The 25,998-nt window shown below is 58.3% G+C and carries 21 protein-coding genes; 8 read left to right on the top strand and 13 right to left on the bottom strand.

The features are described 5' to 3' along the window. Positions 1 to 247: 247 nt before the first annotated feature. Entirely contained in the window at positions 248 to 1,540 is a 1,293-nt protein-coding gene (locus tag LOC68_RS16165; RefSeq protein ID WP_230220624.1) for a hypothetical protein, read from the top strand. 40 nt (positions 1,541 to 1,580) lie between these two features. Here the strand turns inward: LOC68_RS16165 and LOC68_RS16160 are convergent, their stop codons facing one another. Beyond that, a complete protein-coding gene (locus tag LOC68_RS16160; protein ID WP_230220622.1) occupies positions 1,581 to 2,453 on the bottom strand; it encodes a hypothetical protein in 873 nt (290 codons plus the stop codon). 351 nt (positions 2,454 to 2,804) lie between these two features. After that, positions 2,805 to 3,680, bottom strand: a complete 876-nt coding sequence (locus LOC68_RS16155; protein ID WP_230220621.1) for a hypothetical protein — start codon at positions 3,678 to 3,680, stop codon at positions 2,805 to 2,807. 461 nt (positions 3,681 to 4,141) lie between these two features. On the opposite strand from LOC68_RS16155, the gene LOC68_RS16150 reads away from it, so the two are divergent. From LOC68_RS16150 to LOC68_RS16140, 3 genes are all read left to right on the top strand, one after another. Then, a complete protein-coding gene (locus tag LOC68_RS16150; protein WP_230220619.1) occupies positions 4,142 to 6,625 on the top strand; it encodes a sodium-translocating pyrophosphatase in 2,484 nt (827 codons plus the stop codon). 91 nt (positions 6,626 to 6,716) lie between these two features. Next, a complete protein-coding gene (locus tag LOC68_RS16145) occupies positions 6,717 to 8,339 on the top strand; it encodes an apiosidase-like domain-containing protein (RefSeq protein WP_230220617.1) in 1,623 nt (540 codons plus the stop codon). A gap of 42 nt (positions 8,340 to 8,381) precedes the next feature. Next, a complete protein-coding gene (locus tag LOC68_RS16140) occupies positions 8,382 to 9,458 on the top strand; it encodes a hypothetical protein (RefSeq protein ID WP_230220615.1) in 1,077 nt (358 codons plus the stop codon). A gap of 10 nt (positions 9,459 to 9,468) precedes the next feature. On the opposite strand, the gene LOC68_RS16135 is transcribed toward LOC68_RS16140, so the two are convergent. Then, positions 9,469 to 10,647, bottom strand: coding sequence for a Gfo/Idh/MocA family protein (locus LOC68_RS16135; RefSeq protein WP_230220613.1), 1,179 nt, complete (start codon positions 10,645 to 10,647; stop codon positions 9,469 to 9,471). A gap of 280 nt (positions 10,648 to 10,927) precedes the next feature. On the opposite strand from LOC68_RS16135, the gene LOC68_RS16130 reads away from it, so the two are divergent. After that, positions 10,928 to 11,215 (top strand): hypothetical protein, encoded by a 288-nt coding sequence (locus tag LOC68_RS16130; RefSeq protein ID WP_230220611.1) that lies wholly within the window; start codon positions 10,928 to 10,930, stop codon positions 11,213 to 11,215. Here the strand turns inward: LOC68_RS16130 and LOC68_RS16125 are convergent. From LOC68_RS16125 to LOC68_RS16105, 5 genes are all read right to left on the bottom strand, one after another. Next, the gene (locus LOC68_RS16125; protein WP_230220609.1) at positions 11,187 to 11,579 is read right to left on the bottom strand and encodes a hypothetical protein; all 393 of its coding nucleotides are present in this window, start codon (positions 11,577 to 11,579) and stop codon (positions 11,187 to 11,189) included. The two genes, LOC68_RS16130 and LOC68_RS16125, sit on opposite strands and share 29 nt — an antisense overlap. A gap of 19 nt (positions 11,580 to 11,598) precedes the next feature. Further along, positions 11,599 to 12,594, bottom strand: a complete 996-nt coding sequence (locus LOC68_RS16120) for a 2-hydroxyacid dehydrogenase (protein WP_230220607.1) — start codon at positions 12,592 to 12,594, stop codon at positions 11,599 to 11,601. Positions 12,595 to 12,731: 137 nt separating this feature from the next. Then, complete coding sequence (tssK, locus tag LOC68_RS16115) at positions 12,732 to 14,159, bottom strand: type VI secretion system baseplate subunit TssK (protein WP_230220605.1); 1,428 nt, start codon at positions 14,157 to 14,159, stop codon at positions 12,732 to 12,734. 443 nt (positions 14,160 to 14,602) lie between these two features. After that, the gene (gene panD / locus LOC68_RS16110) at positions 14,603 to 14,968 is read right to left on the bottom strand and encodes an aspartate 1-decarboxylase (protein ID WP_230220603.1); all 366 of its coding nucleotides are present in this window, start codon (positions 14,966 to 14,968) and stop codon (positions 14,603 to 14,605) included. Between the two features lie 141 nt (positions 14,969 to 15,109). Beyond that, on the bottom strand, positions 15,110 to 15,544 hold the full coding sequence (locus LOC68_RS16105) for a nuclear transport factor 2 family protein (RefSeq protein ID WP_230220601.1): 435 nt from the start codon (positions 15,542 to 15,544) through the stop codon (positions 15,110 to 15,112). A gap of 328 nt (positions 15,545 to 15,872) precedes the next feature. On the opposite strand from LOC68_RS16105, the gene LOC68_RS16100 reads away from it, so the two are divergent. After that, complete coding sequence (locus LOC68_RS16100) at positions 15,873 to 17,957, top strand: fused MFS/spermidine synthase (protein ID WP_230220599.1); 2,085 nt, start codon at positions 15,873 to 15,875, stop codon at positions 17,955 to 17,957. 76 nt (positions 17,958 to 18,033) lie between these two features. Here LOC68_RS16100 and LOC68_RS16095 read toward each other — a convergent pair whose 3' ends face one another. Together LOC68_RS16095 and LOC68_RS16090 are read right to left on the bottom strand one after the other, a co-directional pair. Then, a complete protein-coding gene (locus tag LOC68_RS16095) occupies positions 18,034 to 18,462 on the bottom strand; it encodes a cupin domain-containing protein (RefSeq protein WP_230220597.1) in 429 nt (142 codons plus the stop codon). Positions 18,463 to 18,605: 143 nt separating this feature from the next. Continuing rightward, positions 18,606 to 19,064 (bottom strand): carboxymuconolactone decarboxylase family protein, encoded by a 459-nt coding sequence (locus LOC68_RS16090; RefSeq protein WP_230220595.1) that lies wholly within the window; start codon positions 19,062 to 19,064, stop codon positions 18,606 to 18,608. Between the two features lie 112 nt (positions 19,065 to 19,176). Between LOC68_RS16090 and pdxR the strand changes: the two genes are divergently transcribed. Both pdxR and LOC68_RS16080 read left to right on the top strand, forming a co-directional pair. Then, a complete protein-coding gene (pdxR, locus tag LOC68_RS16085) occupies positions 19,177 to 20,661 on the top strand; it encodes a MocR-like pyridoxine biosynthesis transcription factor PdxR (protein WP_230220593.1) in 1,485 nt (494 codons plus the stop codon). A gap of 238 nt (positions 20,662 to 20,899) precedes the next feature. Beyond that, positions 20,900 to 21,394 carry a ferritin-like domain-containing protein gene (locus tag LOC68_RS16080; RefSeq protein WP_230220591.1) on the top strand — a complete coding sequence of 165 codons (495 nt, stop codon included), beginning with the start codon at positions 20,900 to 20,902 and terminating at the stop codon, positions 21,392 to 21,394. Between the two features lie 210 nt (positions 21,395 to 21,604). On the opposite strand, the gene LOC68_RS16075 is transcribed toward LOC68_RS16080, so the two are convergent. From LOC68_RS16075 to LOC68_RS16065, 3 genes are all read right to left on the bottom strand, one after another. Continuing rightward, the gene (locus LOC68_RS16075) at positions 21,605 to 22,219 is read right to left on the bottom strand and encodes a hypothetical protein (RefSeq protein WP_230220589.1); all 615 of its coding nucleotides are present in this window, start codon (positions 22,217 to 22,219) and stop codon (positions 21,605 to 21,607) included. Positions 22,220 to 22,228: 9 nt separating this feature from the next. Further along, positions 22,229 to 23,980 carry a hypothetical protein gene (locus tag LOC68_RS16070; RefSeq protein WP_230220587.1) on the bottom strand — a complete coding sequence of 584 codons (1,752 nt, stop codon included), beginning with the start codon at positions 23,978 to 23,980 and terminating at the stop codon, positions 22,229 to 22,231. Positions 23,981 to 24,216: 236 nt separating this feature from the next. Continuing rightward, positions 24,217 to 25,935 (bottom strand): hypothetical protein, encoded by a 1,719-nt coding sequence (locus LOC68_RS16065; protein WP_230220585.1) that lies wholly within the window; start codon positions 25,933 to 25,935, stop codon positions 24,217 to 24,219. Positions 25,936 to 25,998: the final 63 nt, after the last annotated feature.

Below are 25,998 nucleotides of genomic sequence, written 5' to 3'. Positions count from 1 at the left end.
GGGGCTAAGGCCCAATTGATCCAAGCAAAGCGTCGATGCTGGCGACAGCAGCGATAGCAAAAAGCGCAAAAGGGAGACCCCGGTCTCCCTTTTTTTATGCGCAAAAGTTTACCAGGACGAACCAGATTGAATGTCGATGGCGAAAACTGCCGATGTCAAATTAGGAGCGGAGGACTTTATCGGTTGTAACGCTAGCTAACTCGTCGATCGCCTCATGGCAACTCAGCGCAAAACACGAAACGAGCAGATGCCCGAATCGCCGGCCGAAAAGAAGTCGGTCGATGCGATGCGCGTCGATGGTCCGCACGTGCCAAGCAGCGCTCCGGCTACGCCAGCGCCCGCCAAAGAAATGACCGACGACGACATCGTCGCCAAGCTGGAACCGCTCGAACTTTCGCCGGCCCAGCGCCGTCATCTGGAAGAGTTGTCGAACATTCTTCGCCAGCAACGGACCGAACTCGAGCGCCGCGAAGCGCAACTGCAATCGCAGATGGCGGCGATCGATAACGAGGCCCGCATCGCACGACTCGGCGTCGATCAACATGCGGCCGCGCTCGCCGAACGAACCAAACTGCTCGATCGCCGTGAACGCGAACTCGCAGAGCGCGACGCCGCGCTCAACGATCGCCAGAACGAAATCGAAGCGCAGGTTCTGAAGCTCGATCAACAAGCGGCCAAACTCGAACAAACCCGCGGCGCGCAAAAGCGCGAAGACGCTCGCCTGGCGAAGAGCGCCGCACAGTTGCGGATCACGCAAGAATCGCTCGAAGAAAAAGCGACGGCCGAACGGCGCGCCGTTGATCGCAAGCTGGCCGAAGTGAAAGGGCAACAAGCGGCGGTCGAAAAGTTCTCGGCGCAGATCCGCGACCGAGAGCGACAACTGGACGAGCGTCAGCAGACGCTCGAAAAGCGCCTGGCCGAACTCGACGAGATCGCCGCGCAACTTGCCGACGCCGAGCGAGGCCAAGCCGGCGACGCGCTCGTCTATAGTCGCGAACAAGCCGAACTGGCCCGCGAACGCCAAGTGTGGGAAATGGAGGTTTTGCGGCAACGCGAACTGCAAGAGCAGGCCCGCAAACGGGGCGAAGCGGAGCTGATCGAGATGGCGACCCAGCTCGACCAGCGACAGTCGCGCCTTGAACAGCGCCAGGCCGCGGTTGAAAAGATCGAACAGGAACTACGCGAGAAACATCGCGAGGCGCTCGAATCGCAACTGGTCGTTGCGGAACTCTGGCCTGAACTGATGCGACATACGCCGACCGCCGAATTGACTCGACGGACCGCCGAACTGCGAGTGAAGATTCGCCAGTCGCATGAAGACGCCGCCGCGATTTGGCGACGCCGTCAAAATGAAGTCAACGATCTGCTCGCTCGGCTCGAAGAGCGTCGGACCGAAATCGCCGACGAGTATCGCCGCTTCCAACAATGGTTGTCGGTTCGGCACGAAGACCTCGAAAAACAGGCGGCCCGCTTGGCCGCCGCCGAACGGGGACTGTCGCAAAAGATGCGAGTTTCTCCGGCGGAAACGAAAAAAGCCTGACCCAAAGGGCCAGGCTTTTTGATTGTCATCGAGAAGAACTCTAGCGAGCGGTAGTCGAAACGCTGTTGCTCAGCGATTCGCTTGGCTGGGGCGCCTTCTTCATCTCGGCTTCGTACTTCACGACGAATTCCGAAGCTTGCATCGCAGTGACGATTTCCTTCCGCGAGAAGTAAGATTCGCTGCGGCCATCGAGATGATGGATCGTCTTGCCGGCCAGCTCTTCCCAGCTCATGTCATTGTTCAAGTGCCACGCGGTCGCTTGGGCGACGCGTTGATCGATTTTGCCGCTGCCGAGCATGTGCAACAAAGTCGCAACGCCAGGCTTGGTGGTGTACTGGTCGATCGGCTTGACGTCATACGGAATTTTCGGATTCGGATCTTCCAGACCGTGGTCGAGACAAACCCCTTCAACTTTCACTTTCTGGGTCTTTTCCGGCATGACGTTGAAGAATCCGCCGCCGCCGCCGCCTTGACCGCCAAAGCCGCCGCCGCCACCAAAGCCGCCGCCGCCTTGACCGCCGAAACCGCCGCCGCCGCCGCCGAAGCCTTGGTTACCGCCGCCACCCTGACCGCCGAAGCCGCCGCCCCCTTGGCCGCCAAAGCCGCCGCCCCCTTGACCGCCGAAACCGCCGCCGCCGAACTGAGCGAGCGGGACGCCGGCGAACGCCGCAGGCATTTCCACCTTCAACTTCTTGGCGGTCTTGTTCGTGATGATGAACGTTCCCTTTTCGGAGTTCATCGGGATGAATTTGACGTCAATGATGCCGTCTTCCATCGCTTTGAACATGTTCACTTCTTCCGCCTCGGCGAAACGACCCGTCGAGTCGTCATCCGCAGCGACCGGAAAGGAAAAAGCGAGAGTGGCCAAGATGGCGAAGGATGTCGCCAATCGCTGAAAAAATTGCACCTTCATTCGAAAGAGCTCCTCTGTCTGCGGCGCCTGGTTCCAATAGAGAGAAGATGATGACGAGTTCGCAGGCCGAACTGCCATGCGTTGAGGGCGCTCGCGAACACGAGTGCGCTCGAGTGTTGTAGTGAAATTTTAGACTAATCGAGATTTGTTTCCCGACCAAGCGATTTGCAGTAGAATTGTCCCACCTCTGGCGGTTACTGCGCGAAAAGCGCAATAACCCCACCACGGATGGGGTTGTGATCGTCTTTTCCATTCCATTTTGCTTGTTTGGAACGGCAGTCGCCAAGAAATGAAAAAAGCCTGACCACGTAGGCCAGGCTTTTCGGAGGATTGCTGATTCTGCAGCGACGCTTATTTGGCGTCGGTCGAGACGCTTTCGCTCAGCGATTCGCTCGGCGCCGGCGTCTTTTTCATTTCGGCTTCGTACTTCACGACGAACTCGGAAGCTTGCATCGCGGTCGCGATTTCCTTTCGCGAGAAGTAAGGTTCGACGCGGCCGTCGAGATGTTTGATCGACTTGGCGGCCAGCTCTTCCCAGCTCATGTCATTGTTCAAGTGCCACGCGGTCGCTTGGGCGACGCGTTGATCGATCTTGCCGCTGCCGAGCATGTGCAACAAAGTCCCGACGCCCGGTTTGGTCGTGTACTGTTCGATCGGTTTGACGTCGTAGGGGATTTTCGGATTCGGATCTTCGAGGCCGTGATCCAAGCAAACGCCGTCGACTTTGACCTTCTGCGTTTTGTTCGGCATGACGTTGAAAAAACCGCCGCCACCGCCGCCGCCTTGACCGCCGAAGCCGCCGCCGCCACCAAAGCCGCCGCCACCGCCGCCGCCGAAACCGCCGCCGCCGCCGCCGAAGCCTTGGTTACCGCCGCCACCGCCGCCGCCAAGTCCGCCCTGACCGCCGCCGAAGCCGCCGCCACCTTGGTTGCCGCCAAATCCGCCGCCGCCAAATTGGGCGAGCGGAACGCCGGCGAACGCCGCAGGCATTTCGACCTTCAACTTCTTGTCGGTCTTATTCGTGATGATGAAAGTTCCGCGTTCCGCGTTCATCGGAATGAACTTCACGTCGATGACGCCCTGATCGATCGCTTTGAACATGTTGACTTCTTCCCCTTCCGCGGCGCGAGCCGGCGCGGTTTCGGCGGCGTAAGCGCCAACCGAAAAAGGAAGGGAAGCGAGCAGAGCGAACGTCATCGCCAAACGTCGAACGATCATCACCTTCATGGTCAATTTTCTTCGCAGGGTCTTGAGTAAGAAAAAGACGAGTTCCCCCGAAACTACTGGGTCGAAAACACCTATTGAGCTTCCAGGGAATTTCGAGGAATCCCTACGGTAGTCGAGAAATCGAAAAGCTCCTAATGAATTGCACCCAAAATTTGTCTATCCGACCTAGATTTTGCCAAATTCCAAATCGCAACGACTTTCCGACTCTTCTCGCCTCGTTGCAGTTGGGGGTTGAGGGAAGAACTTCACCTCTTTTTCAAATTTTATGCTTTAAGATCCCGCCACAAAGCTGATAATTGGGGTGCTATCACTCCCGAAAAGTTGGCAGTGCAGCGTGATGATCCGTCTTGAGATTTGCCCGCTTCCTCTCCCCGGCGGCGATCCTTCGCCTGGGGCTATTTCTCGACTGACGGCTGGAGTTAGCCCCCATCGGAGGCGGTTTCAAGGAAGGTAGCTTTCTCATGCAGGTTCTGATCTGGTTGCTCGTGCTGTTGGCGGCGCTGGCTGCGCTGACCCAGGCCTACGTCTTTTTCATGCAGATGTTGCGGTCCGATCCCGGTACCGCGCGAATGCAGGAAATCGCTAGTTTCGTTCGCGAAGGCGCCGACGCCTATTTAACGCAGCAATATCGCGTGGTGGCGATCTTCTTCGTCGTCATCTTCGCGATGCTCGCCGCGTTGTCCTACGTTTTCCGAGCGCAGAGCGATTGGGTGCCGTTTGCGTTTGTGACCGGCGGGTTTTTTAGCGGTCTGGCCGGTTGGATCGGCATGAAAACGGCGACCGCCGCCAGCAGTCGGACTTCGGCCGGCGCGCGGATCTCGCTCAACCAAGGCTTGCAGGTCGCTTTTCGCAGCGGCGCGGTGATGGGGCTGACGGTCGTGGGACTTGGTCTGCTCGACATCACCATCTGGTTCGCGGTCTTGCGGTGGGTCTTTCAGCTCAGCTTGATCGACGTGACGGTCACGATGCTCTGCTTTGGAATGGGGGCAAGTTGCCAGGCGCTGTTCGCGCGCGTCGGCGGCGGCATCTTTACCAAAGCGGCCGACGTCGGCGCCGACCTGGTCGGCAAAGTGGAGCAAGGTATCCCCGAAGACGATCCGCGCAATCCAGCGTCGATCGCCGATAACGTGGGAGATAACGTCGGCGACGTCGCCGGCATGGGCGCTGACCTTTACGAATCGTATTGCGGCTCGCTATTGGCGACCGCTGCGCTCGGCGTCGCCGCGTTCAGTTCGCCGGTCCTGGCCGACGCGGCCAACTTGGATGTGCCGACCGCGCAGTTCTACGCTCTCTTCTTACCATTGGCGATCGCCGCCGCCGGCATTTTGCTTTCGATCGCCGGCGTCTACATGGTGCAAACCGAAGAAGGTGCGACGCAAAAGAATCTGCTCGCGGCGCTTGGCCGGGGGATTAACTTCTCGACCGGTTTGGTCGCGGTGGCGTCGATCTTTCTGACGATGTGGCTGATGCCCAAAGTCGAAGGCGCCGTCTACATGTATGTCCCCGGCGTCGCCCTCAGCATCTTCACTGGCCTCGCCGCAGGTTGGTTGATCGGCAAATGGACGGAATACTCGACCAGCGACGAATTCGAGCCGACCAAGAAACTTGCCGACCAGGCGATAACCGGACCAGCGACGATCATCATCGGCGGAATCGCCGACGGCATGATGTCGGTCTGGGCGCCGGTCATCGTGATCGCGGTGGCGACGCTGGTTGCGTTCGGCGCGGCGAACGGTTGGCGGTTTTCTGATCCCGATTACTTCGCGCTCGGACTCTACGGCGTCGGCATCGCCGCAGTGGGGATGCTTAGCACGCTGGGCATCACGCTCGCGACCGACGCCTACGGACCGATCGCCGACAACGCCGGCGGCAACGCCGAAATGTCGGGGCTCGAATCAATTGTCCGTGAGCGGACCGACGCGCTTGATAGTCTTGGCAACACCACCGCCGCGACCGGCAAAGGATTCGCGATTGGTTCGGCCGCACTTACGGCGCTCGCGCTATTGGCCGCTTACGTGGAAGAGGTGCGGATCGGCTTTGAACGCTGGGGAGACAACCTTGCGCATGTGATCGACGCCGATCAGCCCTATCGGGTTTCCAGCGGGTTCTTGATTTACAAAACGGTCGAAGACGAGGCCGAGCACGTTCACGGCTTTTTGGCGTTGCCAGCCGATCGTCGCGACAAGCGAGTCGCGGCGGCATGGAACGAACTCGACTTTTCGCATGGACCGGTGAAGGTTCCGGCCGAGATGATCACCGTCGAAAAGAGCGAGGGGCACGTTCACTTGAAGATGGTTGGTCGCGATACGGAGCTGCTTCCGGTCCATACCGCAACCTTGATCGACTTCACCAACTACTATGAAGCGAACTTGATGAATCCAAAGGTGCTCGGCGGGATGTTCGTCGGCGCCATGGCCACCTTCGTCTTTTGCGCACTGACGATGAAAGCGGTCGGGCGTGCGGCGAAAGGGATGGTCGAGGAAGTCCGCCGCCAGTTCCAGGAAAAGCCAGGGATCATGGACGGTAGCGAACTGCCGGACTACGCGTCTCCGGTCGAGATCAGCACCAAAGCGGCGCAGTGGGAGATGGTTCTCCCCTCGGTTCTTGGTCTGGCGACGCCGATTGTGATTGGCTTCTTATTGGGAGTCGGCGGCGTGCTCGGTCTATTGGTCGGTACGCTCACAACAGGGTTCTGCCTGGCGATTTTCATGGCCAATTCGGGTGGCGCTTGGGATAACGCCAAGAAATACATCGAGGCTGGCTCTCATGGCGGCAAGGGTTCCCCTGCCCACAAAGCGGCCGTTGTCGGCGATACGGTGGGAGATCCGTTTAAGGATACGAGCGGCCCGAGTTTGAACATTTTGATCAAGCTGATGAGCATGGTCAGCGTCGTCGTGGCTGGTTTCGTCGTCCGCTATAGCCTGATGGCGCTCGGGGTGTTCTAGCGTCGCAAGCCGACAATTTTTCCTAGCGTTTAGCGCGCGGCCGGTTCTAGAATACGGGGAATCGTCCCATCCCTTCTCCGGAGACGCTCCGATGTTCCGCCCGCTCGCCGCCTTAGCGGTGATTCTGTTTACCGCTATGCCCCTTTTGGCCGCCAATGTCGCTCGCTATGACGTTTTCGATCAAGCGCTGGAGTGCGACAAAGAACTCGATAAACCCCTTTGGGACGCGCGGGTCTATGTCGATTTTACTTCTCCCAGCGGAAAAACGTCGACGGTCGAAGCGTTTTGGGACGGAGATCGCACCTGGCGATTTCGCCAAAGCCCAAATGAACTGGGTCCCTGGAAATGGACGACTCGCTGCCAAGAGCAAGCGTCGCTCAGTGGCAAGTCGGGGACGTTCGACTGCATCGAATACTTTGGCGACAGCCCCGTCTACAAGCATGGACCGATTCGCCTGACCGAGAATCGACTCTTCTTTCAATACGAAGACGGAACGCCTTTCTTCTTTCTCGGCGACACCGCGTGGAACGGCGTCTTGAAAGCGACCGACGAACAGTGGGATCGCTACCTGACGATGCGCGAGCAGCAAGAATTCACCGTGATCCAATTTGTCAGCACGCAATGGCGCGGCGGCGACAAGACGATTCCCGACCGCGTTTATTACCCGACCAAGCCGATCGGCGTGAACGCCAAAGAGTTCCAGCGGCTCGATAAGCGGGTCGTCGCGATCAATCAACATGGAATGGTCGCTTGCCCGGTTGTGCTGTGGGCGCTCAATCCGAGCGATCCCGGCAACATCCTGCCGGAGAAAGACGCTCAGCGGCTGGCCGAATACATTAAAGCTCGTTGGGGCGCCTACAACGTGATCTGGATGCTCTCGGGCGATTGCCCATTCAAGGGAGACTCGGTCGAACGCTGGAAACGGATCGGGCAAAACGTCTTTGGCGATTCTCAGCGACTCTGCACGCTGCATGCGTCGGGACAAAACTGGATTGTCGACAAGTTCGCCGATCAGTCGTGGTATGACTTCGTCGGCTATCAATCGGGACATGGCGATGCGGCCGGTGCATTGAATTGGCATGTCGCCGGCCCGGTGAAGGACGCCTGGAACAAAGCAGTGATCGCGCGGCCGATCGTCAATCTAGAGCCGAACTACGAAGCCCATCCCGCCTACGAGTCGAAGAAAGTGCACGACGGTCAGCATGTGCGTCGCGCCGCCTACTGGTCGCTCCTGATTTCACCCCCGGCCGGCGTGACGTTTGGTCACAACTCGATCTGGATTTGGAACGAGAAAAAAGGGGACGCCGAAAGCCATGGCAACCTGAGAAACGTCGAACCTTGGACGGCTGGTCTCGAAACGCCAGGGACGAAATCGATGACGGTGCTCTATGACTTCTTCGCCAGCGGCCCGCGCGAAAAGCTTCGTCCCGATCAAGACCTGCTCGCTTCGCAGTTAGGCGAGAAAAACCGGAACCATTACGTCGCCGCGGCGTCGACCGAAGATGGCGCTTGGCAGGTTGTATATTTGCCGGTTGGCGGCAAGATCGGCCTGAAAGCGGAAAAACTGCAAAACCCACGGTTCGCTCGCTGGTTCAATCCACGAACCGGTGAGTTCAGCAAACCAGTCAACCCGACGGCTGACGGTTCGACATTAACCTTCGAAGCGCCCAACAGCGAAGACTGGGTGCTCGACCTGCGGCGCGAACTGCCGTAGCGCTGCCCAAGCCCCCTCAGCATGCTTTGTTGGAGAAACTTGATGACGTCTCGACTTGCCCTGTTGTTGTTGCTGGCGATCTCCTCTGCTCTGCAAGCAGGCGACGATCCGCCGCAATCGAATTCCCCCGATTCCGCCCCTGGCAAACAGACCGCCGCTCCGCTCGCGGACCCGCCGGGCAAGGGTAGCGGCCTATCGCAGATTCCCAGCCAGTACGAACAGGGATACGTCGAAGTTCCGCGCGACGAGAACGCAGCCCCCTCCGGCCGCATCAAGCAATATATTCCTCCGCGACCCGATATGCCGGAACCGCAACCGAGCAAAACGCCCGACGTCAACGTCCAAAACGGCACGGTGCAGTTCGGCATCGTGCAGTATGGTCCGCCGCAGTCGAGCGCCGTGCAGCAGCATGGGACGCTAGAATCGCAATTCAACGGGATGCCGGGCGTCGGTCCGTTCCCTGGTATGGTGACGCCGCCAATGCCCCCGATGCCGCCGCGGATGGTGCGCGTTCGCGTAGCGCTCTTGGAAGCCGAAGGAAAGGTGAAGTCTCCGCATGAGCCGCTGATTCCGGTTGAAGAGATGCTGGAGATGATCAACAACGGAGAGAAGTTCGACGTAATCGACAGCTTCGATTTGACGACCGTCACGGGACACGAAACGAAAGTGCAGCAGGGACGCCGAGAGCCGGTCGTCACCGGCACGCAAATCGTCCCACAGCGCGGTCCGGATGGCCGCGCGACCGCCGCGCGGGCCAACAGCTATTCGCAGCAAAACGTCGGCACGCTGCTCACCGTCGCGCCGCAAATCATGGGACATCGGGCGCTGCTTAAAGTCAACTTCGAACGATCCGACATCGCCTATCCGGATGACGACGATGACGATGAAGAAGAGGACGACGACGATGAAGAGGAATCGCCGCAAGTCGCCGGCGCACCTCCTTCGACGACGACCATGACCATCGACACCGCCGTCCTGCTTGAAAGCGGTCAAGCGACGATCCTGTCGACCCGCGATTCCCACGGCGAACGTCACTTGCTGTTGATCGGAGTCGAAATCCTCGACGCGGGCGAAGAGCCGGGGCAAGGAGGAGGCGGACAGATGGGTGGGTTCTTTTAGAATTCTCTCGCTATTTCCAACTCGCCAGAGCATTCCCCCGCTCTTGCAGCGGGAAGTTAACCCGTTTGCCGTCCGCCACATGCGACGCAAAAGCGGCGCAGACCATTTCGACCGCGGTCCGGGCATCAGTCGCGCTGCATAGCGGTTGGCGATTGTTGTCGACCGCGTCGATCAGGTCTTTGACCCCCAGGACGTGATTGGCGACTTCCTTGCACGCTTCGGGATTCGGTTCCGGCTTGCCGACTCCGGCCGAAGTGATCGGCAGCCATTGCCGCGGCTCGGTCGTTTGATACGGATTGCCTGGCGAGAAATAGGCGATTGGATTGCGATCAATGAAGATCGTCACCATTCCTTTACCGCCGATCAGTTGCAGACAATAGGCCTGACGATCGGTTCCGTCGTCGGCGACCGTGTCATAGTAGGCGACGATCCCCTGCTCCGTTTCGTATCGCGCGTGCAACTCGTTACCGGCCAGCGGACCGAGTCCCTCCGCCCCTTCGCGGACATCGGCCGACGTCACAGGGCGACCATCTTGCAGCATGATCGCCGAGCAGGACCGGGGCGCTCCGGCGAAGTAGTCGACCAGGTTGAAAATGTGCGTCCCCAAGACCCACAGGTCTTCACCGCCGCCGCGGCGATCGCCGACGCCTCGTCCACGCATTTCGATCAGCTTGCCAAGCTCTCCCGAGGCGATCAGCGCTTTGATCTGCGGCAATGCCGGATGGTAGCGATTGCGATGAGCGACCGCGATTTTGACCCCCTGCTTGTCGGCGGCGGCGATGATCTCGTCCGCTTCGGCCGGCGTGCGGCAGAACGCCTTTTCGCAGTAGATTCCTTTGGCGCCGGCGTCGATCGCTGCGAGGATCATGTCGCGATGCTCGTCGACATAGCGCGGCGCGACCGCGACGAACTCCGGCCTTACGTCGCTCAGCATCTGGCGATAGTCGGCGTAGCCCCGCTCTAGCTTCAGCTTCGCTTTCGCCTTCTCCAAGCCGGCGGAGTTAGCGTCAGCGACGGCGACAATCTCGGTGGCCGGAATCTCTTGCCAGACGGTATCGAGCCCATGTCCATAATTTCCACGACCAGTGTGCCCGATCACGGCGACCTTGCGCTTGGGAGCGTCGCCAAAGGCGAGATGCGGCAGAATTACGGCGGCGGAAGTTGCGGCGAGGAAGTGACGTCGTTTCATGGGGCTGTCCAGAGATGGTGGGAAGGAAGCGGAAACGGCAGGTATGCGATTAGGGATCGAACTATCGTAACACGAGACGGCGGCCGGTTCGAATCTTGGAGAAATCGGTGTCCACTTTCGCCGGCGGCTTACGATTAGTTGGGTGGCGACTCAAGTTGTAAGGCTGGGAATTGTTCGTCCGTAAAGCCTTATCAATTTGAATGGAAACACTGGTTTCCCGCTCGCGACCCAGTACATTGATAGACGCTTATTCATGTTTTCTTTTTGAGGACTGCGAACCATGGCGACCCCCGGTGGAGATGCAACTGGCGGTATTATTCCCTACAAGAACCTGCCGGCCCTGATTGGCTATTACCTTGGGATTGTCGGCCTGATTCCATTGATTGGATTTCCGTTTGGACTCGCCGCGGTGATCCTGGGGATCATGGGTCTGGTCAAACGAAATCGCCAGCCGGAAGTGAAAGGAAGCGTTCACGCGGTGATCGCGATCCTGTTCGGGCTCTTCTCCGTCGTCCTTTACGGACTGGTGATCGTCGGAATCATTGCTGCGGCGGCGTCGGGTCACTAGCCTCTGCCGCGTCATCGGCATTTTTCTCTCGCGACGCAATAACGCTGCAGCGCGAGAGAACTTGCCGCGCCGTTTGCAACTGTTGGTCGGTCACTTGGCAATCGAAATAGACCGTCACATAATCGCGTCCACGAGCGTTGATCGTGGAGAGTCGCTGCAACTGGTCATCCGCTAGTGGATGCGTAAATGAGATGAAGACTTCGCGGCCAAAGGGCCAGTCCATCAGAGAGCCGATGCTCCCGCCTAATTCGCCGACAATCTTGCCGCGGCGAGTGCAATGAGCTGCGTATTGATACTGATCGAATTTCACCAAGACAAAGAGGGAACACAGAGTCGCCGCGATCACAATTTGACGCTGCGTCATCGGTATCCCTCTCGGTAGGTTAACTGGCGACAACCTCATTCGCCAGTTTCTCTCCTTTCAGAAACTGACGCAAGTTTTCGGTCGTCACTTGGCTGATCGCTTCCAACGCGTTGCGGGTAAAAAATGCCTGGTGCCCGGTGATCAGGACATTGGGAAACGTGAGCAGACGCGAGAACACGTCGTCCTGAATCACCAGTTCCGAGCGATCTTCAAAAAAGAGATCCGCTTCTTCTTCGTAGACGTCGAGTCCGACGTAACCGATCTGTCCTGTCTTTAACCCTTCAATGACCGCTTTCGCATCAACCAGTCCGCCGCGACTTGTGTTGATCAGCATCACCCCCGGCTTCATCTTGGCGATGCTCGCCTCGTTGACCAGATACTTGGTTGACGGCAACAGCGGGCAATGGAGCGTGACGACGTCGCTTTCGGCGAAGAGTTGATCAAGCTCGACGTACTCAACCCCTGCGGCGACGCATTCCGGATTTTGATGAACGTCAAAGGCCAAAATGCGGCAGCCGAAGCCTTGCAAGATCGACGCGGCGATCTGGCCGATCTTGCCGGTTCCAACCACGCCGATCGTCTTGCCATGGAGATCAAAACCGAGCATTCCCTGCAAAGCGAAGTTCCCTTCGCGGACTCGATTATACGCTTTGTGAAACTTGCGATTGAGGGTCAGAATCAGGCCAACCGTATGCTCGGCGACCGCGTAGGGAGAATAAGCCGGAACTCGGGCGACTTTCACGCCATGTTCGGCCGCCGCATGCAGATTGCAGTTATTGAACCCAGCGCAGCGAAGCGCGATCATCTTGGTCCCGCCGGCGGCGATCGCTTCGATGACGCTCGCCGAAAGTTCGTCGTTCACGAAACAGCAGACCGCGGGAAAATCGCGAGCCAGAACAACGGTCCGCTGCGTCAGCCGCTCCTCGAAGAAATCGTAACAGATCTCGCTCTCGGTTGAGGCGCTTAACAAAAACTCGCGATCGTACGACTTGGTGCTGAAGACGGCGACTTGCACAGCAGTTCCTTTGCGCCCGGGAAAGACCAGATTGGCTCGAATCGAATTTCGAGCGTCGCGATCGACTTTACCATGTCGATCGCCCAGGTCCAGCGCTAGGGAGCAAAGTTAATTCGGCGTGCAGTTTTGCCAGGCGTTTAGGCGACGCCCGGTTCGTTTGGCACAACGTAGAGCGTGAACTGCAGCGTGGTCGATTGTCCGTCGACCCGAATCGTCAAGCGGCGTTGCCCTTCGATGTCGCTGACGATCAGGTTTTCGTTCAGACGAATCGCCAGCGTCAGCGAATGTTTCACCTGATCCCACTGCGCCGGTTGGCTGTCGCGATCGATCTCGAAATACGAGACCCCCGGCAACGCGGGTAATGCGCGCGGCGGATGGCTGGCGTAGTTGAACCGGAGACCGGCCTGACCCAAGCGATAGAGTTCGACCACTTTGTCGCTGCTGCCGATCTTCATGTCGAGTCCGCGGGTGAGCAGGCGATCAACCTGTTGCGGCGGCAGCGAGCTTTCGACGCCGACGAACAGTTTGTTCGAGCCTTCCAACCACGATGGTTCAAGGTCGACCTGCATTCGGAGACCGGCGCCCTCGAAGTGACGTTCGCGATAGTCAGGCTCCACAACCGCGTCGAGCAGCGCGTCGATGTACTGTTTCTGTCGCCAGAAGCAGCCGGCCAGATCGTCATGGTCATAGGCCGGCATTTCCGGCGGACGACGCATCGAGCCGAAGACCGCCAGCTTGCCGATCGTGCGGGCCAATTCGTAGAAGGCGTTGATCGGGTGCGTCCCAGGCGTGAACGCGATCATCTGGATCGCCGGGTAGCATTCGTTGATCGCTCGCAGCTGTTCGAGCAGCTGCTGGTCCCCTTGCCCGCGACTGTCGAACGAGATCTTACGGCTGACGATCTGCGACGAGAGGAGATCAAGCTTGCGCCCCAGGCGATCGTAGATGCGTTGCAAGATGTTCGCTTGCAGCGGACGCCAGGCGTCGCAAGCCAACAGCGGCGGAATGTACGTTTCGTCGAGCTGCGGCACCGCTTCGCCCCGGTCGGAACGGCGGATGCGGGCGATCGGCAGCGTTTCGTAACCGGCGTGATTGTCGCCGTCGTGCAGCAATCGCAAGTTGAGCCGGCGGATCTGGATGGTTTGTTGGTTGGAACCGCTGTTTTGATCTTCGACGTCGAGGTTTTCGACCAGGTAACGCGCGTGTGCTCCCGAACTGTCGGCGACGTTTGATTGCCCCGAAACCAATTGCGGCGCGGCCAGATAGATCGTCAGATTCTGACGATCGGCCATCGCGTGGCGCAAATCCATGACCGGCAGTTGACCGTCGCTGGGAAGGGAAACGGTCACGCCGTCGCGGAGACGCGCTTCGAGCGAACGAACGACGAGTCGCGAGTTGGTCAACGCGTCGATATCGAGATCGATCGAACGGAGGCCCCAATGATGTCGCTGGATCCAGAGATCGCCCCGTCGATTTTGATAGGCCTGGTGCATTTCTGACGCCTGGAAATGATGAGGCGAAAGAAACATTCCTTCGTACCAGTGGACGGCGTTGCTGGTCAGCACGGCAGTTTCCTCGTTAGTCTCTGCAGGCGAAATCGGGGGGAGAATTGCGCACGCCAAGCCGCAAGAACGCCTTGGCGCATGTCGGTTAACTTCGGCCAGATTGCGGGTTAGCGAAGATGAGAGGCGGTAGATTTCTCAATTTGCCGCATGTACCGCTTGCTGCGGATTTGCCGACCAGATCTGCAGTCAGTTGGTCAAGAACGAAAAAACGCTGCTATCCGTGCTGCCCTGCTGAGTCTTCCCTCCGTACTGGAGGCTGCCCCGAGATTCAGCGTGTTGTCGCGGATAACAGCGTAAGTAGACAGTTCCATCGACCGGCATAGACCGATAGCACGAGAAAAATTCAGAAATTCACGATCGCGACTTACCATCATATAGAGGTAACGACACGTAGCCCGCCGCAAGCCAGAGTGGATGGGAAGATAGCGGGATTCGTTCGGTCTCTAATTTTTCGAGACGGGAGTCATAATCTGGTTGTGCTGATCGACTTGCACGACGATCGGCGCGTAATCAGCGAGTTCTTCTTCGCTGTATTGCGCGTAACTTGCGATGATGATCAGATCTTTCGGATTTACCAGATGTGCGGCCGCTCCGTTGATGCAGATCACGCCGCTCCCCGGCGGGCCCGGAATGGCGTAGGTCGTTAAGCGAGTACCCGACGTGATGTTGTAGATGTCGACCTGTTCATGGTCGAGCAAATCGGCCGCATCCATCAGCAGGCTGTCAATCGTCACGCTCCCCTCGTAGTCGAGGCAAGCCTCGGTGCACGTGGCGCGGTGAATCTTCGATTTGAGAAAGGTTCGGATCATCCCAGACTACTTGGATTACGGCTTCGGAGAGAGAACGGCTTATTATACCTTGGAAGTCCGCGCATGAAAAAAGCCCCTCCGATGTCGGAGGGGCTTTTTGCCTGTCAAGGATAACCTTGTAATCAAATAATAGCCAAAATTCTACTCGAGACAGGTATCGGACTCATCTTCCGGCAGGACCGGCGAAGAGTAATGAAGCTGGGCGATCCGCAACGAATCTTCTACGGTGCGAACCAGGACTGCAGTAATCCGGAGAGGAATCTCCGCTTGGCGGTAACCCGCTTGAACCAGAGCAAAACAATCGGCCGCGACCCAGCAAACGTCGCCGTAGCACGATACGCTTCGCCATCCAAAGCGAAAATGTAACGTGTCGGCTTGTTCCCAGTCACGCTCCGCCTGTTCGCAGATTCCGGCTAGACCGAGACGCTTCTCGTCTTGGCCCGTTCCCAGAAGCACCACGTCCGGTTCAGGCAAAAATACCGCCAGCAGTTTCTCCAGATCTCGATTGGCGTAAGCGCTGGCAAAGTCCCGCAGGACCGCCATCGCCTCCGCTTCAAGAGAAACAGTGGCGTACACGAATCAATTGTCTCCAAGCAACAGAAGAGGATTTTCCGTCAATCAGGCATAAAAGCCAGAGGGACGGTGGGATGAGGACAACAAACCCGATTCTAATGTCGGCGTTTCCGCCATGAAAAGCACAATTCTGGCTCCGACAGTATTAATTTTGCACCTTTTCTTGGCGAAAAACTCTGAACATTTCGCATAATTCCACCCCCTCCCCTGGATCTAGAGTTGATTTGCTCCCCGCTCAATTGCGCATTTCAACCGTTTGTGGCGTTTCAATCCGACCCGTGAGCTATCTTATCGCGACGCCATTTTATTATGAATAAACGAGTTCCGATATATGTTTCGCCTGCCTGAACTTCTGCGCTGCTGTTTTGCCGCGGCTGTTTTCGTCAGTGCGCTGTTGTTGTTCCAAATCCAGCCGATCGTCAGCAAAGCGATCCTTCCCTGGTTTGGCGGCAGCCCAGCGGTCTGGACGACGGCGATGCTCTTCTTTCAGGTCGTGCTGTTCCTCGGCTATCTCTACGCCCATTTGACGACGCGCTATCTGCCGCTCCTCTGGCAAGGAGCGGTTCATTTGCTGTTGGTGATTGCGGCGGCGGTCTTGTCGCCGGTCTTGGCCGACATCAGTTGGAAACCATCTCCTGAAGACGCTCCGGCGCTCCGCATCTTGCTGTTGCTCACCGCGACGATCGGGTTGCCTTACTTCTTGCTCGCCGCCAACGGTCCGCTGCTGCAAGCCTGGTTCGGTCGGCGATTCCCTGGCGTATCGCCCTATCGACTCTACGCGTTATCCAACGTCGGCTCGCTGCTGGCGCTGCTTAGCTATCCGTTTGTGATCGAGCCGAACTTCGCCGTTTCGACGCAAGCCGCGCAGTGGTCGATTGGGTTCGGCTTGTTCGCCGCGCTGTTGGCGATCGTCGTCTGGCAGTTGCGCTCGGCGCCGGCGGAAACGCCGACGGGCGAAGTCCCTACCTCTTCGTTGAGCAGTCCCGCGATTTCATGGCGGACGCGAGCCAAGTGGCTCCTGTTGCCGGCCTGGGCCAGCTTTGGCCTGTTGGCGGTCACCAATCATGTTTGCCAAGACATGGCGGTCGTTCCGCTCCTCTGGGTCGCACCGCTCAGTTTGTACTTGCTCACCTTCATCCTGGCGTTCGATAGCGAAGGTTGGTATCGCCGCGAGACGGTCGCTTGGCTGACGATGGCTTCGCTGGCCGGCGTGGCCCTAGTCGATTGGTCGAGCGGTTCGTTGGGACTGGTCGCCGCAATCGGCGTTTACTTCGCTTCCCTCTTTTTCGCCTGCTTTGCGTGTCACGGCGAACTGGTTCGTTTGAAGCCCGAGCCGGCTCGTCTGACCGAGTTCTATCTGACCATTTCCGCTGGCGGCGCCTTGGGAGGCGTCCTTGTTTCGCTCATTTGCCCCATGGCGCTGACCGATTATTTTGAATCGCCGATTTTCATTCTCGGCAGTTTCCTGATCGCCGGCGGAATCCTGTTCTCGGCGACCAGCAAAGCGGTCGCAGCCAACCCCGCCGACCAACCGACACCTGCTCCGCTACCGAAACGCTTGGCCTGGGCGATTCCGCTGCTCTTGGTCGTCGTCTACGGCGAACTTCGCAATTTCAGCGGCGACTATCTCGTTTCGCGGCGCAACTTTTACGGCGTGCTGCACGTTGACGATCAAGCGTCGGACGGAGAACGCCGCCGCATGATGTTCCATGGACATATCGTCCACGGTTTCCAATTCCTCGACGACAAACGCCGCACCGAACCGACGTCGTACTACGCGCCGGAAACCGGCGTCGGCATCGTCCTGAGCGAGTTGTCCGCCGAGGATCGTCCGCTGCGCGTCGGCGTCGTTGGACTTGGCGCCGGAACGCTCGCCGCCTACGGCAAGCCCGGCGACACCTTCCGCATGTACGAAATCAACCCGGAAGTGGTCGAACTGGCGGAAGACTATTTCAGCTATCTGAAAGATTCGCCGGCGAAGGTGGAGATTGTCCTCGGCGACGGACGACTTTCGCTCGAAGCGGAGACGAATCAGAAATTCGACTTGCTCGTCCTCGACGCGTTCAGCGGCGACGCGATTCCGACCCACTTGCTGACGCGCGAGGCGTTTGACATTTATCGCCAACGACTTGCACCCAATGGCGTGATCGCCGTCCACATCAGCAACATGCATGTCGACCTGCGACCGGTCGTCGAAGGTCTGGCCAACGATTGCGATCTGCAAACGCTCTACTTCGTCGCCGCTCCCGACGTCGCCCATCAAAAGACCGGCGCCCATTGGGTGATCGCGACCAACAACCGGGCGCTGCTCGCGAGCGAAACCATCCGCCGCGCCGTGACGATCGAACCATCGCAATTGGTGGTCGATCGTCTCTGGACCGATGACTATAGCAACCTGCTGAATGTGCTGAAGTAACCGGGCGTTCAAACACTAGCCCGCAGCGCAAGCGAGGGAATGCGTCCGGCGAATCGAGTCAGGCTCGCGGCTCGGGCTATTTTTCGGTCGGTTCCGGAATCACCAACTCTTTGGCGTCGGTTGGCGTCAAATGAAACGCCAGGATCTTGGCCGGTTTGTCCGGGTTCATGTTGCGGGTCAACCGATGCAGCGCCATCGACGGTTCGTACAGCGTGTCTCCTGGCTTCAGCCGCACGATCGGGCCATCTTCGACCTGCGTTTCGATTTCCCCTTCCAGGACATAGACGAACGTCGGCCCTGGATGGCGATGCGCCTCGGAGAAATCTCCTCCTTGCCAAGTGACTTCGGCCATCACTGCTCGCGTCGCGATACCGTCGACCTTTTCCTGGATCTCGTGCGACATCACCGGTTTCACATTCGGACCATGCGCCGTTTCATGCGCCGAGATCCGCCAAACCATAGCGCCAACAAAAAGCACAACGGTCAGTGCCAGGAATCGTTTCATTAATCTATTTCTCCGCCTAAAGGTTGAAATGTAGTTGTGCTTCTTTACTAGCCCGCAGCGCGAGCAAGGGAATGCGGCTGCCAACTCTGAACTGATTGCCTTACACATTCCCTCGCTTGCGCTGCGGGCTAGTGTTTTGTCTCTTACGCCGTCGCCGTTTCTTCAATCTCCGGCGCTTTGCAGAACGGCACGGCGAAGCGGTTCCACGCGTTGATGTTCGCGATCGCCGCGGTCAGGTCGACGATTTCAGTTTCGTCGAACTGCGCCGCTAGCTCGTCATACAGGGCGTCGGTCACTTGGTGCTGCGGCAGCAAGGTGACCGCTTCGGCCCAGGCCAACGCGGCTCGTTCGCGGTCGCTATAGCAAGGCGCTTCGCGCCACGCGGCGACCAGATCGATCCGATGCGGCGGTTCGCCTGCTTTTCGCAGCAGCGTCGAATGCATGTTCAAGCAAAACGCGCACCCGTTGATCTGCGACACTCGCAGCTTGACCAGTTCGAGCAGCACATGCTCCAGCGTCGATTGGTGGAGATGCTTTTCGATCGCCATCAGGTGACGGAACGGTTCGGGCGACAATTTGTAGTAGTCCAATCGCTGAGACATTTTTCGACTCCTTGAAATAAGGAAGTTGCTGCGTTCGTTCTTCCCTCATGATACGATTGGTGTGGACCTGAAAAAGGTCCACTTGCCAGCCAATTCAGGGAGCCACTTTTCGATGGTTCAGCGCCGCTCGCAACGCTTTCAATTTGATACGCTCGAGATTGACCGAGACGCATCACAGCCGCTTCATCGACAGCTGGAATCGCAGCTCCGCGAGGCGATCCGGAGCGGGCGACTTCGTCCCGGCGAAAAGTTGCCGTCGACCCGCGGTCTCTGCAATCAACTGCAAATTGCCCGCAACACGGTCGCCGCTGCCTACGAACAACTGCTGGCCGAAGGTTATCTGGAAGCGGAGATCGGCTCCGGCACCCGCGTTTCGCAACAACTTCCCGAGCAAACGGCGCCCTCTTCCGTCGCCAAGAAGCCATCCCCAAAGACGTCGCGCCGCGGCTTGGCGAAGCGTGCCGAAGAAGTAGACCGGTACGCCGATTGGGCGCCGCGGACGATCACGACGCCGCTGCCGTTTCGTCCCCATACGCCGGCGATTGATCAGTTTCCCCGCGACATCTGGCAGCGTCTGGCCGATAGGCGGATCCGTCGCTTGCCGCGGCTGACCTATTTGGGAGTCGATCCGGCAGGTTATCCGCCGCTCCGCAGTGCGATCGCCGCCTATCTCGGCGCATCGCGCGGCGTCGCCTGTTCGGCCGAGCAAATCATCGTTACTAGCGGCGTGCAGCAAGGGTTGGAGCTGATCGCGCGGCTGTTGCTTGATCCTGGCGATTCGTTCTGGCTCGAACAGCCAGGCTACAGTCCCGCGTGGCATGCGTTCACCGCGCATGGCGCGGTCGGCGTGCCGGTGCCGGTCGATGAGCAAGGAATTGACGTCGCGGCCGGTGAGCGACTTTGCCCGCGGCCGAAGCTCGCCTATGTCACTCCTAGCGTCCAGTGGCCTGCGGCGGTGACGATGAGCCTGCCGCGGCGGATGCAACTGCTCGAATGGGCCGAGCAGAGCGATGCGTGGATTATCGAAGACGACTACGTCGGCGAGTTCCGTTTCGCCGCACGTCCGCAGCAGGCGCTTGCGGCGATCGATCCGCATGGCTCGGTCATTTACCTGGGGACCTTCAGCAAAGTGCTGTTCCCTGGGATGCGGCTCGGATATCTGGTTGTGCCGGAACCGCTGGTCCGCGCGTTCGCCACGTCACGTTGGCTGGCCGATCGCCATTCGCCGGTCTTTGAACAAGCGACGCTGACCGACTTTATCGAAGAAGGCCATTTCGCGCGGCACTTGCGGCGAATGCGGAAGTTGTACGCCGCCCGACAAGCGGCGATGTTCACGGCGCTCGAAACGTCGTTCGGCTCGGCGATGGAATTCCAGCGGAATGAAGCGGGCTTGCACGTCGTCGCTAAGGCGAGCGACTCGCGGCAAAATCGTCGCTTACAACGTGCCGCCGACGAGGCCGGCGTCGAATATCACCTGGTCGACCAATACTCGGCCTCCGCGGGAAAGACGCCTGGGATGATCCTCGGCTTCGCCGCATTCAACGAACAACAAATCGCCGAAGCGGCGCAGGCGTGGGCCGATCGATTCTTTGCATAGCGTCGAGCTCCGTTCTCGTCTTGGGAAAAAATTCACGTGCGGGCGCACTTCCCCTCGCTTGCGATTCCGGCGAAACCTCCGACCACGATTCGGAAACGACCGTCCTGGTCCCCGCGCGATCATAATTGCCACCCGAAATGACGTAAGTCGAGCAGATTCGGCCGGCATGTCGTTTGCAACTTCCATCCTTGTACCAGTGAAGGAAAACGCAGTTCAATTCTCGAAGGAGGTCGTTCCGATGGCCACGCATTCGCTCGCCGACGCATTTTTGGAAGAGTTGCAAGACGTGCTGAGCGCCGAAACGCAGCTTGTGAAGGCTTTACCGCAAATGGTGGAAAAAGCGTCCGATCATGCGCTGAAGCAAGTCTTTGAAAGTCACCTCTACGAAACGCAAACGCACGTGGAGCGACTTGAAGAAGTCTTCGAATCGATCGGCCAACCGCCGAAAGCGAAAAAGTGCGAAGCAATGGCCGGCTTGATTCGCGAAGCGGGCGGCATCATGCGGCTCGACGCCGAGCAGGAGGTGATGGACGCGCTGCTGATCGCGGCCGCCCAAAAGATCGAACATTACGAGATCGCGACCTACGGCACCCTTTGCACTTGGGCCGAGCTCTTGAATTTTGTCGACGGACTGCAATTATTAAAGCAGAATATGGAAGATGAAGAAGCGGCTGACGACAAGTTGACGCAGATTGCGCTGACGGTGAATCAAGCCGCCAAAATGGGTCGATAAGGCGATCGGTTGATCGCTGATGGATGGGTCATCCGTAGACGGATTAGCGCTTGTCCAGCCTGACGAGCCGGCGATGCTCAGAAAAATGAGGATTGTCGACTCGTCTTGTTTTTGCGCTGCGGCGGCAAGTTCAACCTTGCGGCAATGATGCGCAGTGTGATTTTGAGTTGTGAATAGGGAAAGAGCCTGACAATTGGGGCGTCAGAGGGGCTAATCGGCCCGGCAGCGCTCATACGCCGCGGAGAGAAAGCGAGTGCCGAACGAGATTAGCGCTTCTACCTCCACCTTTCTCCCCTGTTCCAACAGCGCGGCGCATTGCGGACCGAGCAGGTCCGGCAGATCAACGAGCGCCTCTCGCACGAGATCGAGCGCTTCTAATTCGTCAGGCGAAAGCTCGATCGTTACGTTGGACGTGAGCGACATCCCTGAGGCTGCGATGAGTTCGTCGCTAACGCCCAGGTAGCGAAAACGGAATTCCGGTAGGCGGAACCGCAACCACGCGAAAGTGAGCAGATCGACCGGGTCGGCGTCACCTAAGAAATAGATCGTCTGCGAAGTGCAAAGGCGGTTTATCCACGCCAGATCGAAGCGACTCGGAAGTCCATACCGACCCAGAACGGCGATCTCGGCCGGAGGGAAGTGCTCCCTGACGCTCAACAGACCGCCGATGGTCGCTGGCTTCGTTACGTACAACAAGCCGAGCAGATCGGACTCGGGACCGAACAGCACGTACGGAGCATCGCGTCGCGGCGTGATGAATTCCTGCGCCTCTGCGTCAACGGCGAATCGATGTTCGATTTGGGCGACAAGTTCTTCGTCGTTCACGAGAAAGTTCTACTCTACCGGATACGCTTCTTCCATTTCCTCGAGCATCTCTTCCTCATTCCCGCCTTCGTCGCCGTAGAGCCAGTCGAATTCGGCTTCTACTTCCGCACGCGTTTTCGGTTTCGTCAGGACCAGTGGCGGCATGGGGAATCGAAGGACGAGATCGACGTCTGGCCAATTGCTGCGTTCCTCGTCTTCTCCGACCCATTCGCCGTTCAGTATTTCGCCACTGATCGAGTCGCCGCCGTCGTCGAGTTCGTTCTCAAAGACGCTGAGCAGAAGGTAACCTTTGTCGCGACGTTCGTAGCGAAATTGGCGGCCCGCGGCGTACGGGTCAATCAGCAGTCGAACGTCAAGCTGGCCGGAAAGCTGCGAGAGCGAGTCCGGATACTCGCCCCCTTCCAGTCGAAACTTTTCGAGCGCGACGGCCACGCGTAACATCCGTTCGGTCGTGTTGCAGCGGAATTGCGCCAACTTGGCCTGAGGGTAAGCCGTCATCAACCAGCTAGCCATCAGGTCCGCCGCATAGATTCCGCGAACCGATTGGCTGATGGTCGCCGCGGCCGTTGGCCCCAGATCGCCCCAGTCGTTAACGGCTTGTTGAAGCTGGTCGTCAAACTGCTTGCCAGCGAGCTTCATTTGCAGCGGATCTTGGATGGCGATGATCGCGGCCATCTCGTCGATCCGCTGATTCATTCGGCGCAACGTCGCGTTCTTGTCGATTGGCAAGGAAAGCAGCCACTTGGGACCTTGCGGCCGATCGGGATCGACAAACAGCAAGGAGAACCATTCCTCGTGGTTTTCCCTCACGACCATTTCCAGCAGCATCCACCGTTCGTACTGGTCCACGATGATCGCCGGATCGGCAATCGGCGGCAAGGCCGTGAAGAACCGGTCGATCTCCTCAAGTAGCGCGCGATCGCACTGACCGCTATTCAGCAATTGTTCCAACCCTTGGCAAGCGATTCCGTTGACCGCGCAGGCGACCAACGTGTAGACCATATGCCGCTCCACGCAAGGCAAACGGGTCATGACGAACAGGAGCCGCAGATCGCGCCAGGCGAGTTGCGGTTTCCCTTCGCCAATGTGCATCATCGCGCGAGTCGAAAGGGCCCGAGCCGCAGTCCGCATAACGACCACGTCAGGCCCGACGGTCGAGGCGAGCGAACGGCCGGCGACGAATAGACTGGGAGAGGGACAAAAGAAGTGATCCCGGTCTTCCATCTGGTGAAGCAAGGCGAACGAATCGGCGTGATCGTCGATCCACTCTGCGAGCGGTGGAATCTGTGCGCGGGACCAGGGATGCGAAGTCGCCTCTTCGATATGGTCATACGGATTGAAGTCGAATTCCGCTTCGTCCGTTAAATCGACGCCCCACTTCTCGCTCGCCCAGGCGGTGATCCGCTCGAGGCGTGCGTCGTCGTAATCTAGCTTGTTCAGGCCATCTTTCTGCGGCGGTTCGATCCCCAGTTCCTCGCAAACGATCTGCTGTTCGTTCGGCTCTAGCTCGCACGGCCACGTCGCCCGCAGCAACGGGATCGCCGCATTGTTGTCTTGCGTAACGCCGACGCGCTGTTGCTCTATCACGGCCGTGACGTAATCGACCTGCCCATCGGCGGTCAGCGGCTCCGTCAGGACGGTCGTTTCTGGGGAGATCACCAACCGCCGCGGCGGTCCAAAAATGAACCACAACGGTATGCCGACCAGCAGGAGAAACGCGCCTCCTACCACGAAGAGATAAGTCTTGGTCTTACGCGTCATTTGAAGTTGAGAGTCGCCTGGCGGAGAAATGAGAATCAACCTGCAGATCCCCGCCTCACTTTAGCAGGCGAACTATCGCGAAACAAACGAGTCGCGACTTACCACGTCGTCAGATTCACGTCGACCTTGGCAAGGTCGGGAAAACGAGATTCTATTTGGGCGAAGAGTTCTTCGTCAGTCATGCGATTTCGTCCGGATGATGCGGAAATGGCGAAGGTCGTCAGGTTCCGGACGAACTAGTTAAAAGGGTTTGAAAAAAACGGATCGTCCGACAAATCTTCCGCTTTGGACAATGGTTTCTTCAGTGGCGTTGGGGCTGGAATCGGAAAGCGGATGGCCAAATCACGATCATAATCAGGATCAATGCAGCCACAGAAATTCCCCATGATTGTCCGCGAATCCCCTTCTACGCTCTCTTCAAGCGGCACGTTACCATGGTCATCGACGCCGTCTTCAAAAACGCTGTAGAGCAAGTAGCCGCCTTCGTCGTTACGTTCGTAGTGCAACTCATCGCCAGGTGCGTAAATGTCGCGTAAATCGGCGGTGTCAGGCTGATCGGCAAGTGCAGAGAGCGTCTCGGGATACTCGCCATGTTCGAGATGAAATATGGCCAGTCGTATCGCGACTTGCAGCATTTGCTGCTCCATCGTCGCTTGAAAGAGGTCCTGTTTGGCCCAGGCGATGTTGTAAAGGGCCAAAACGCAAACCACGTCGGCGGCGTAGACGCCGCGAACCGATTGACTGATGGTCGCTGCGGCGATGGCGCCACGACCATCCCAGGCGATCGTTTCCTGGTCGTCCTGATCGGATTGCTGATAGGCGTCGTGCGCGTATTTCGCTGGTTCGTCGATCTTGAGGATCGTCCCCCATCGATCGAATCGCTGGTTGATCCGCCGCAGCATCGCGTTCTTGTCGTACGGAAGATTCAGCAGCTCTGGATATCCATCCGACGCTCCTTCGATGGTGATGTCGGTCATCGTCTGGGCGTTCTGCCCGCACTCTAAAATCATCCAGCGCTCGACGGTGTCGAGCGCCGCTCCAACGTCCAGTCTCGGAGGCAAATCGGCAAGGAATCGGGCAATTTCTTCTAGGAGCGGCCGATCGTAATTCCCGCTGTCGAGCAGGTATTTCATGCCATCGTACGCGACCCTTTCGATCGCATAGGCGTTCGAGACGTCGTCCACGGACGAATCCTTGGAATGGATTCGCGACATCAGGTAGATGAGCCGCAAGTCACGCCACGCGAGACGCGAGTTTCCCTCGCCAATGTGCATCATCGCCCGCATTTTTAGCGCCCGCGCAGCATGGTCCAACTGTTGTCGACCGTCGTTGGTACTGCCGAGCAGCATCCGGTCGGGAAGGGCAAATCGGGGAGGCGGAAAGTAAAACTTGTCCCGGTGCTCCATGTCGTGCAACAAATGAAGTCGCTGTTCATTCTCATCGATCCATGTCGCTAACGGCGGATAGTCGGCGCGACGCCAAGGTCGGTACCGGACGTCCTCCAAGTATTCGCCAGGATCGAAATCGTAGATCGACTCATCGGTGAGATCGACTCCCCACTTATCACTCGCCCAGGAGAGGAAGAGTTGTCGGAATCGGGAAGTCCGAAATTCTACATCCATCCCATCAAATTTCATCTCCGGGATTCCCAGCTCGCGAAACAGATACTCCGTCAATTCCTTGTTGGGCGATTCGTACGGTACGCCTTGCCAGGTCGCTTGCGCAAGCGGAACGGCCGCATTGTTCTCCGGCGTCACGCCGTCGCGTTGTCGCTGCAAGTACGCTTCGCGATAGTCGACCTGCCCATCTGCGGTCAGCGGCTCCGTCAGGACGGTCGTTTCTTTTGAAACTATGAGCCGACGCGGCGGTCCATAAATGAACCAAATGGGGACGCCGATTATGAGAAGGATCGCGCCCCCAACGACGAACAGATAGGTCTTTGCTTTGCGCGTCATTCGGAATCAAGAAATGCCTGGAATCGAAAAGGAGGATCAAAACGCAGATCCTCACTTCACTCT

Source organism: Blastopirellula sediminis, assembly GCF_020966755.1.
GTDB classification, from domain to species: Bacteria; Planctomycetota; Planctomycetia; order Pirellulales; family Pirellulaceae; genus Blastopirellula; species Blastopirellula sediminis.
Note: the sequence above shows the minus strand (reverse complement) of the source record. Positions and strands in the feature narration are given on the sequence as shown.

What these genes read in the sequence shown, in the direction of transcription:
- LOC68_RS16065 (WP_230220585.1), bottom strand. Translation starts at nt 25,935, where the DNA reads ATGACGCGCAAAGCAAAGACCTATCTGTTCGTCGTTGGGGGCGCGATC.
- pdxR (WP_230220593.1), top strand. Translation starts at nt 19,177, where the DNA reads ATGGTTCAGCGCCGCTCGCAACGCTTTCAATTTGATACGCTCGAGATT.
- LOC68_RS16150 (WP_230220619.1), top strand. Translation starts at nt 4,142, where the DNA reads ATGCAGGTTCTGATCTGGTTGCTCGTGCTGTTGGCGGCGCTGGCTGCG.
- LOC68_RS16090 (WP_230220595.1), bottom strand. Translation starts at nt 19,064, where the DNA reads ATGTCTCAGCGATTGGACTACTACAAATTGTCGCCCGAACCGTTCCGT.
- LOC68_RS16130 (WP_230220611.1), top strand. Translation starts at nt 10,928, where the DNA reads ATGGCGACCCCCGGTGGAGATGCAACTGGCGGTATTATTCCCTACAAG.
- LOC68_RS16080 (WP_230220591.1), top strand. Translation starts at nt 20,900, where the DNA reads ATGGCCACGCATTCGCTCGCCGACGCATTTTTGGAAGAGTTGCAAGAC.
- LOC68_RS16070 (WP_230220587.1), bottom strand. Translation starts at nt 23,980, where the DNA reads ATGACGCGTAAGACCAAGACTTATCTCTTCGTGGTAGGAGGCGCGTTT.
- LOC68_RS16145 (WP_230220617.1), top strand. Translation starts at nt 6,717, where the DNA reads ATGTTCCGCCCGCTCGCCGCCTTAGCGGTGATTCTGTTTACCGCTATG.
- LOC68_RS16125 (WP_230220609.1), bottom strand. Translation starts at nt 11,579, where the DNA reads ATGACGCAGCGTCAAATTGTGATCGCGGCGACTCTGTGTTCCCTCTTT.
- LOC68_RS16140 (WP_230220615.1), top strand. Translation starts at nt 8,382, where the DNA reads ATGACGTCTCGACTTGCCCTGTTGTTGTTGCTGGCGATCTCCTCTGCT.
- panD (WP_230220603.1), bottom strand. Translation starts at nt 14,968, where the DNA reads ATGATCCGAACCTTTCTCAAATCGAAGATTCACCGCGCCACGTGCACC.
- LOC68_RS16095 (WP_230220597.1), bottom strand. Translation starts at nt 18,462, where the DNA reads ATGAAACGATTCCTGGCACTGACCGTTGTGCTTTTTGTTGGCGCTATG.
- LOC68_RS16135 (WP_230220613.1), bottom strand. Translation starts at nt 10,647, where the DNA reads ATGAAACGACGTCACTTCCTCGCCGCAACTTCCGCCGCCGTAATTCTG.
- LOC68_RS16100 (WP_230220599.1), top strand. Translation starts at nt 15,873, where the DNA reads ATGTTTCGCCTGCCTGAACTTCTGCGCTGCTGTTTTGCCGCGGCTGTT.
- LOC68_RS16155 (WP_230220621.1), bottom strand. Translation starts at nt 3,680, where the DNA reads ATGAAGGTGATGATCGTTCGACGTTTGGCGATGACGTTCGCTCTGCTC.
- LOC68_RS16165 (WP_230220624.1), top strand. Translation starts at nt 248, where the DNA reads ATGCCCGAATCGCCGGCCGAAAAGAAGTCGGTCGATGCGATGCGCGTC.
- LOC68_RS16160 (WP_230220622.1), bottom strand. Translation starts at nt 2,453, where the DNA reads ATGAAGGTGCAATTTTTTCAGCGATTGGCGACATCCTTCGCCATCTTG.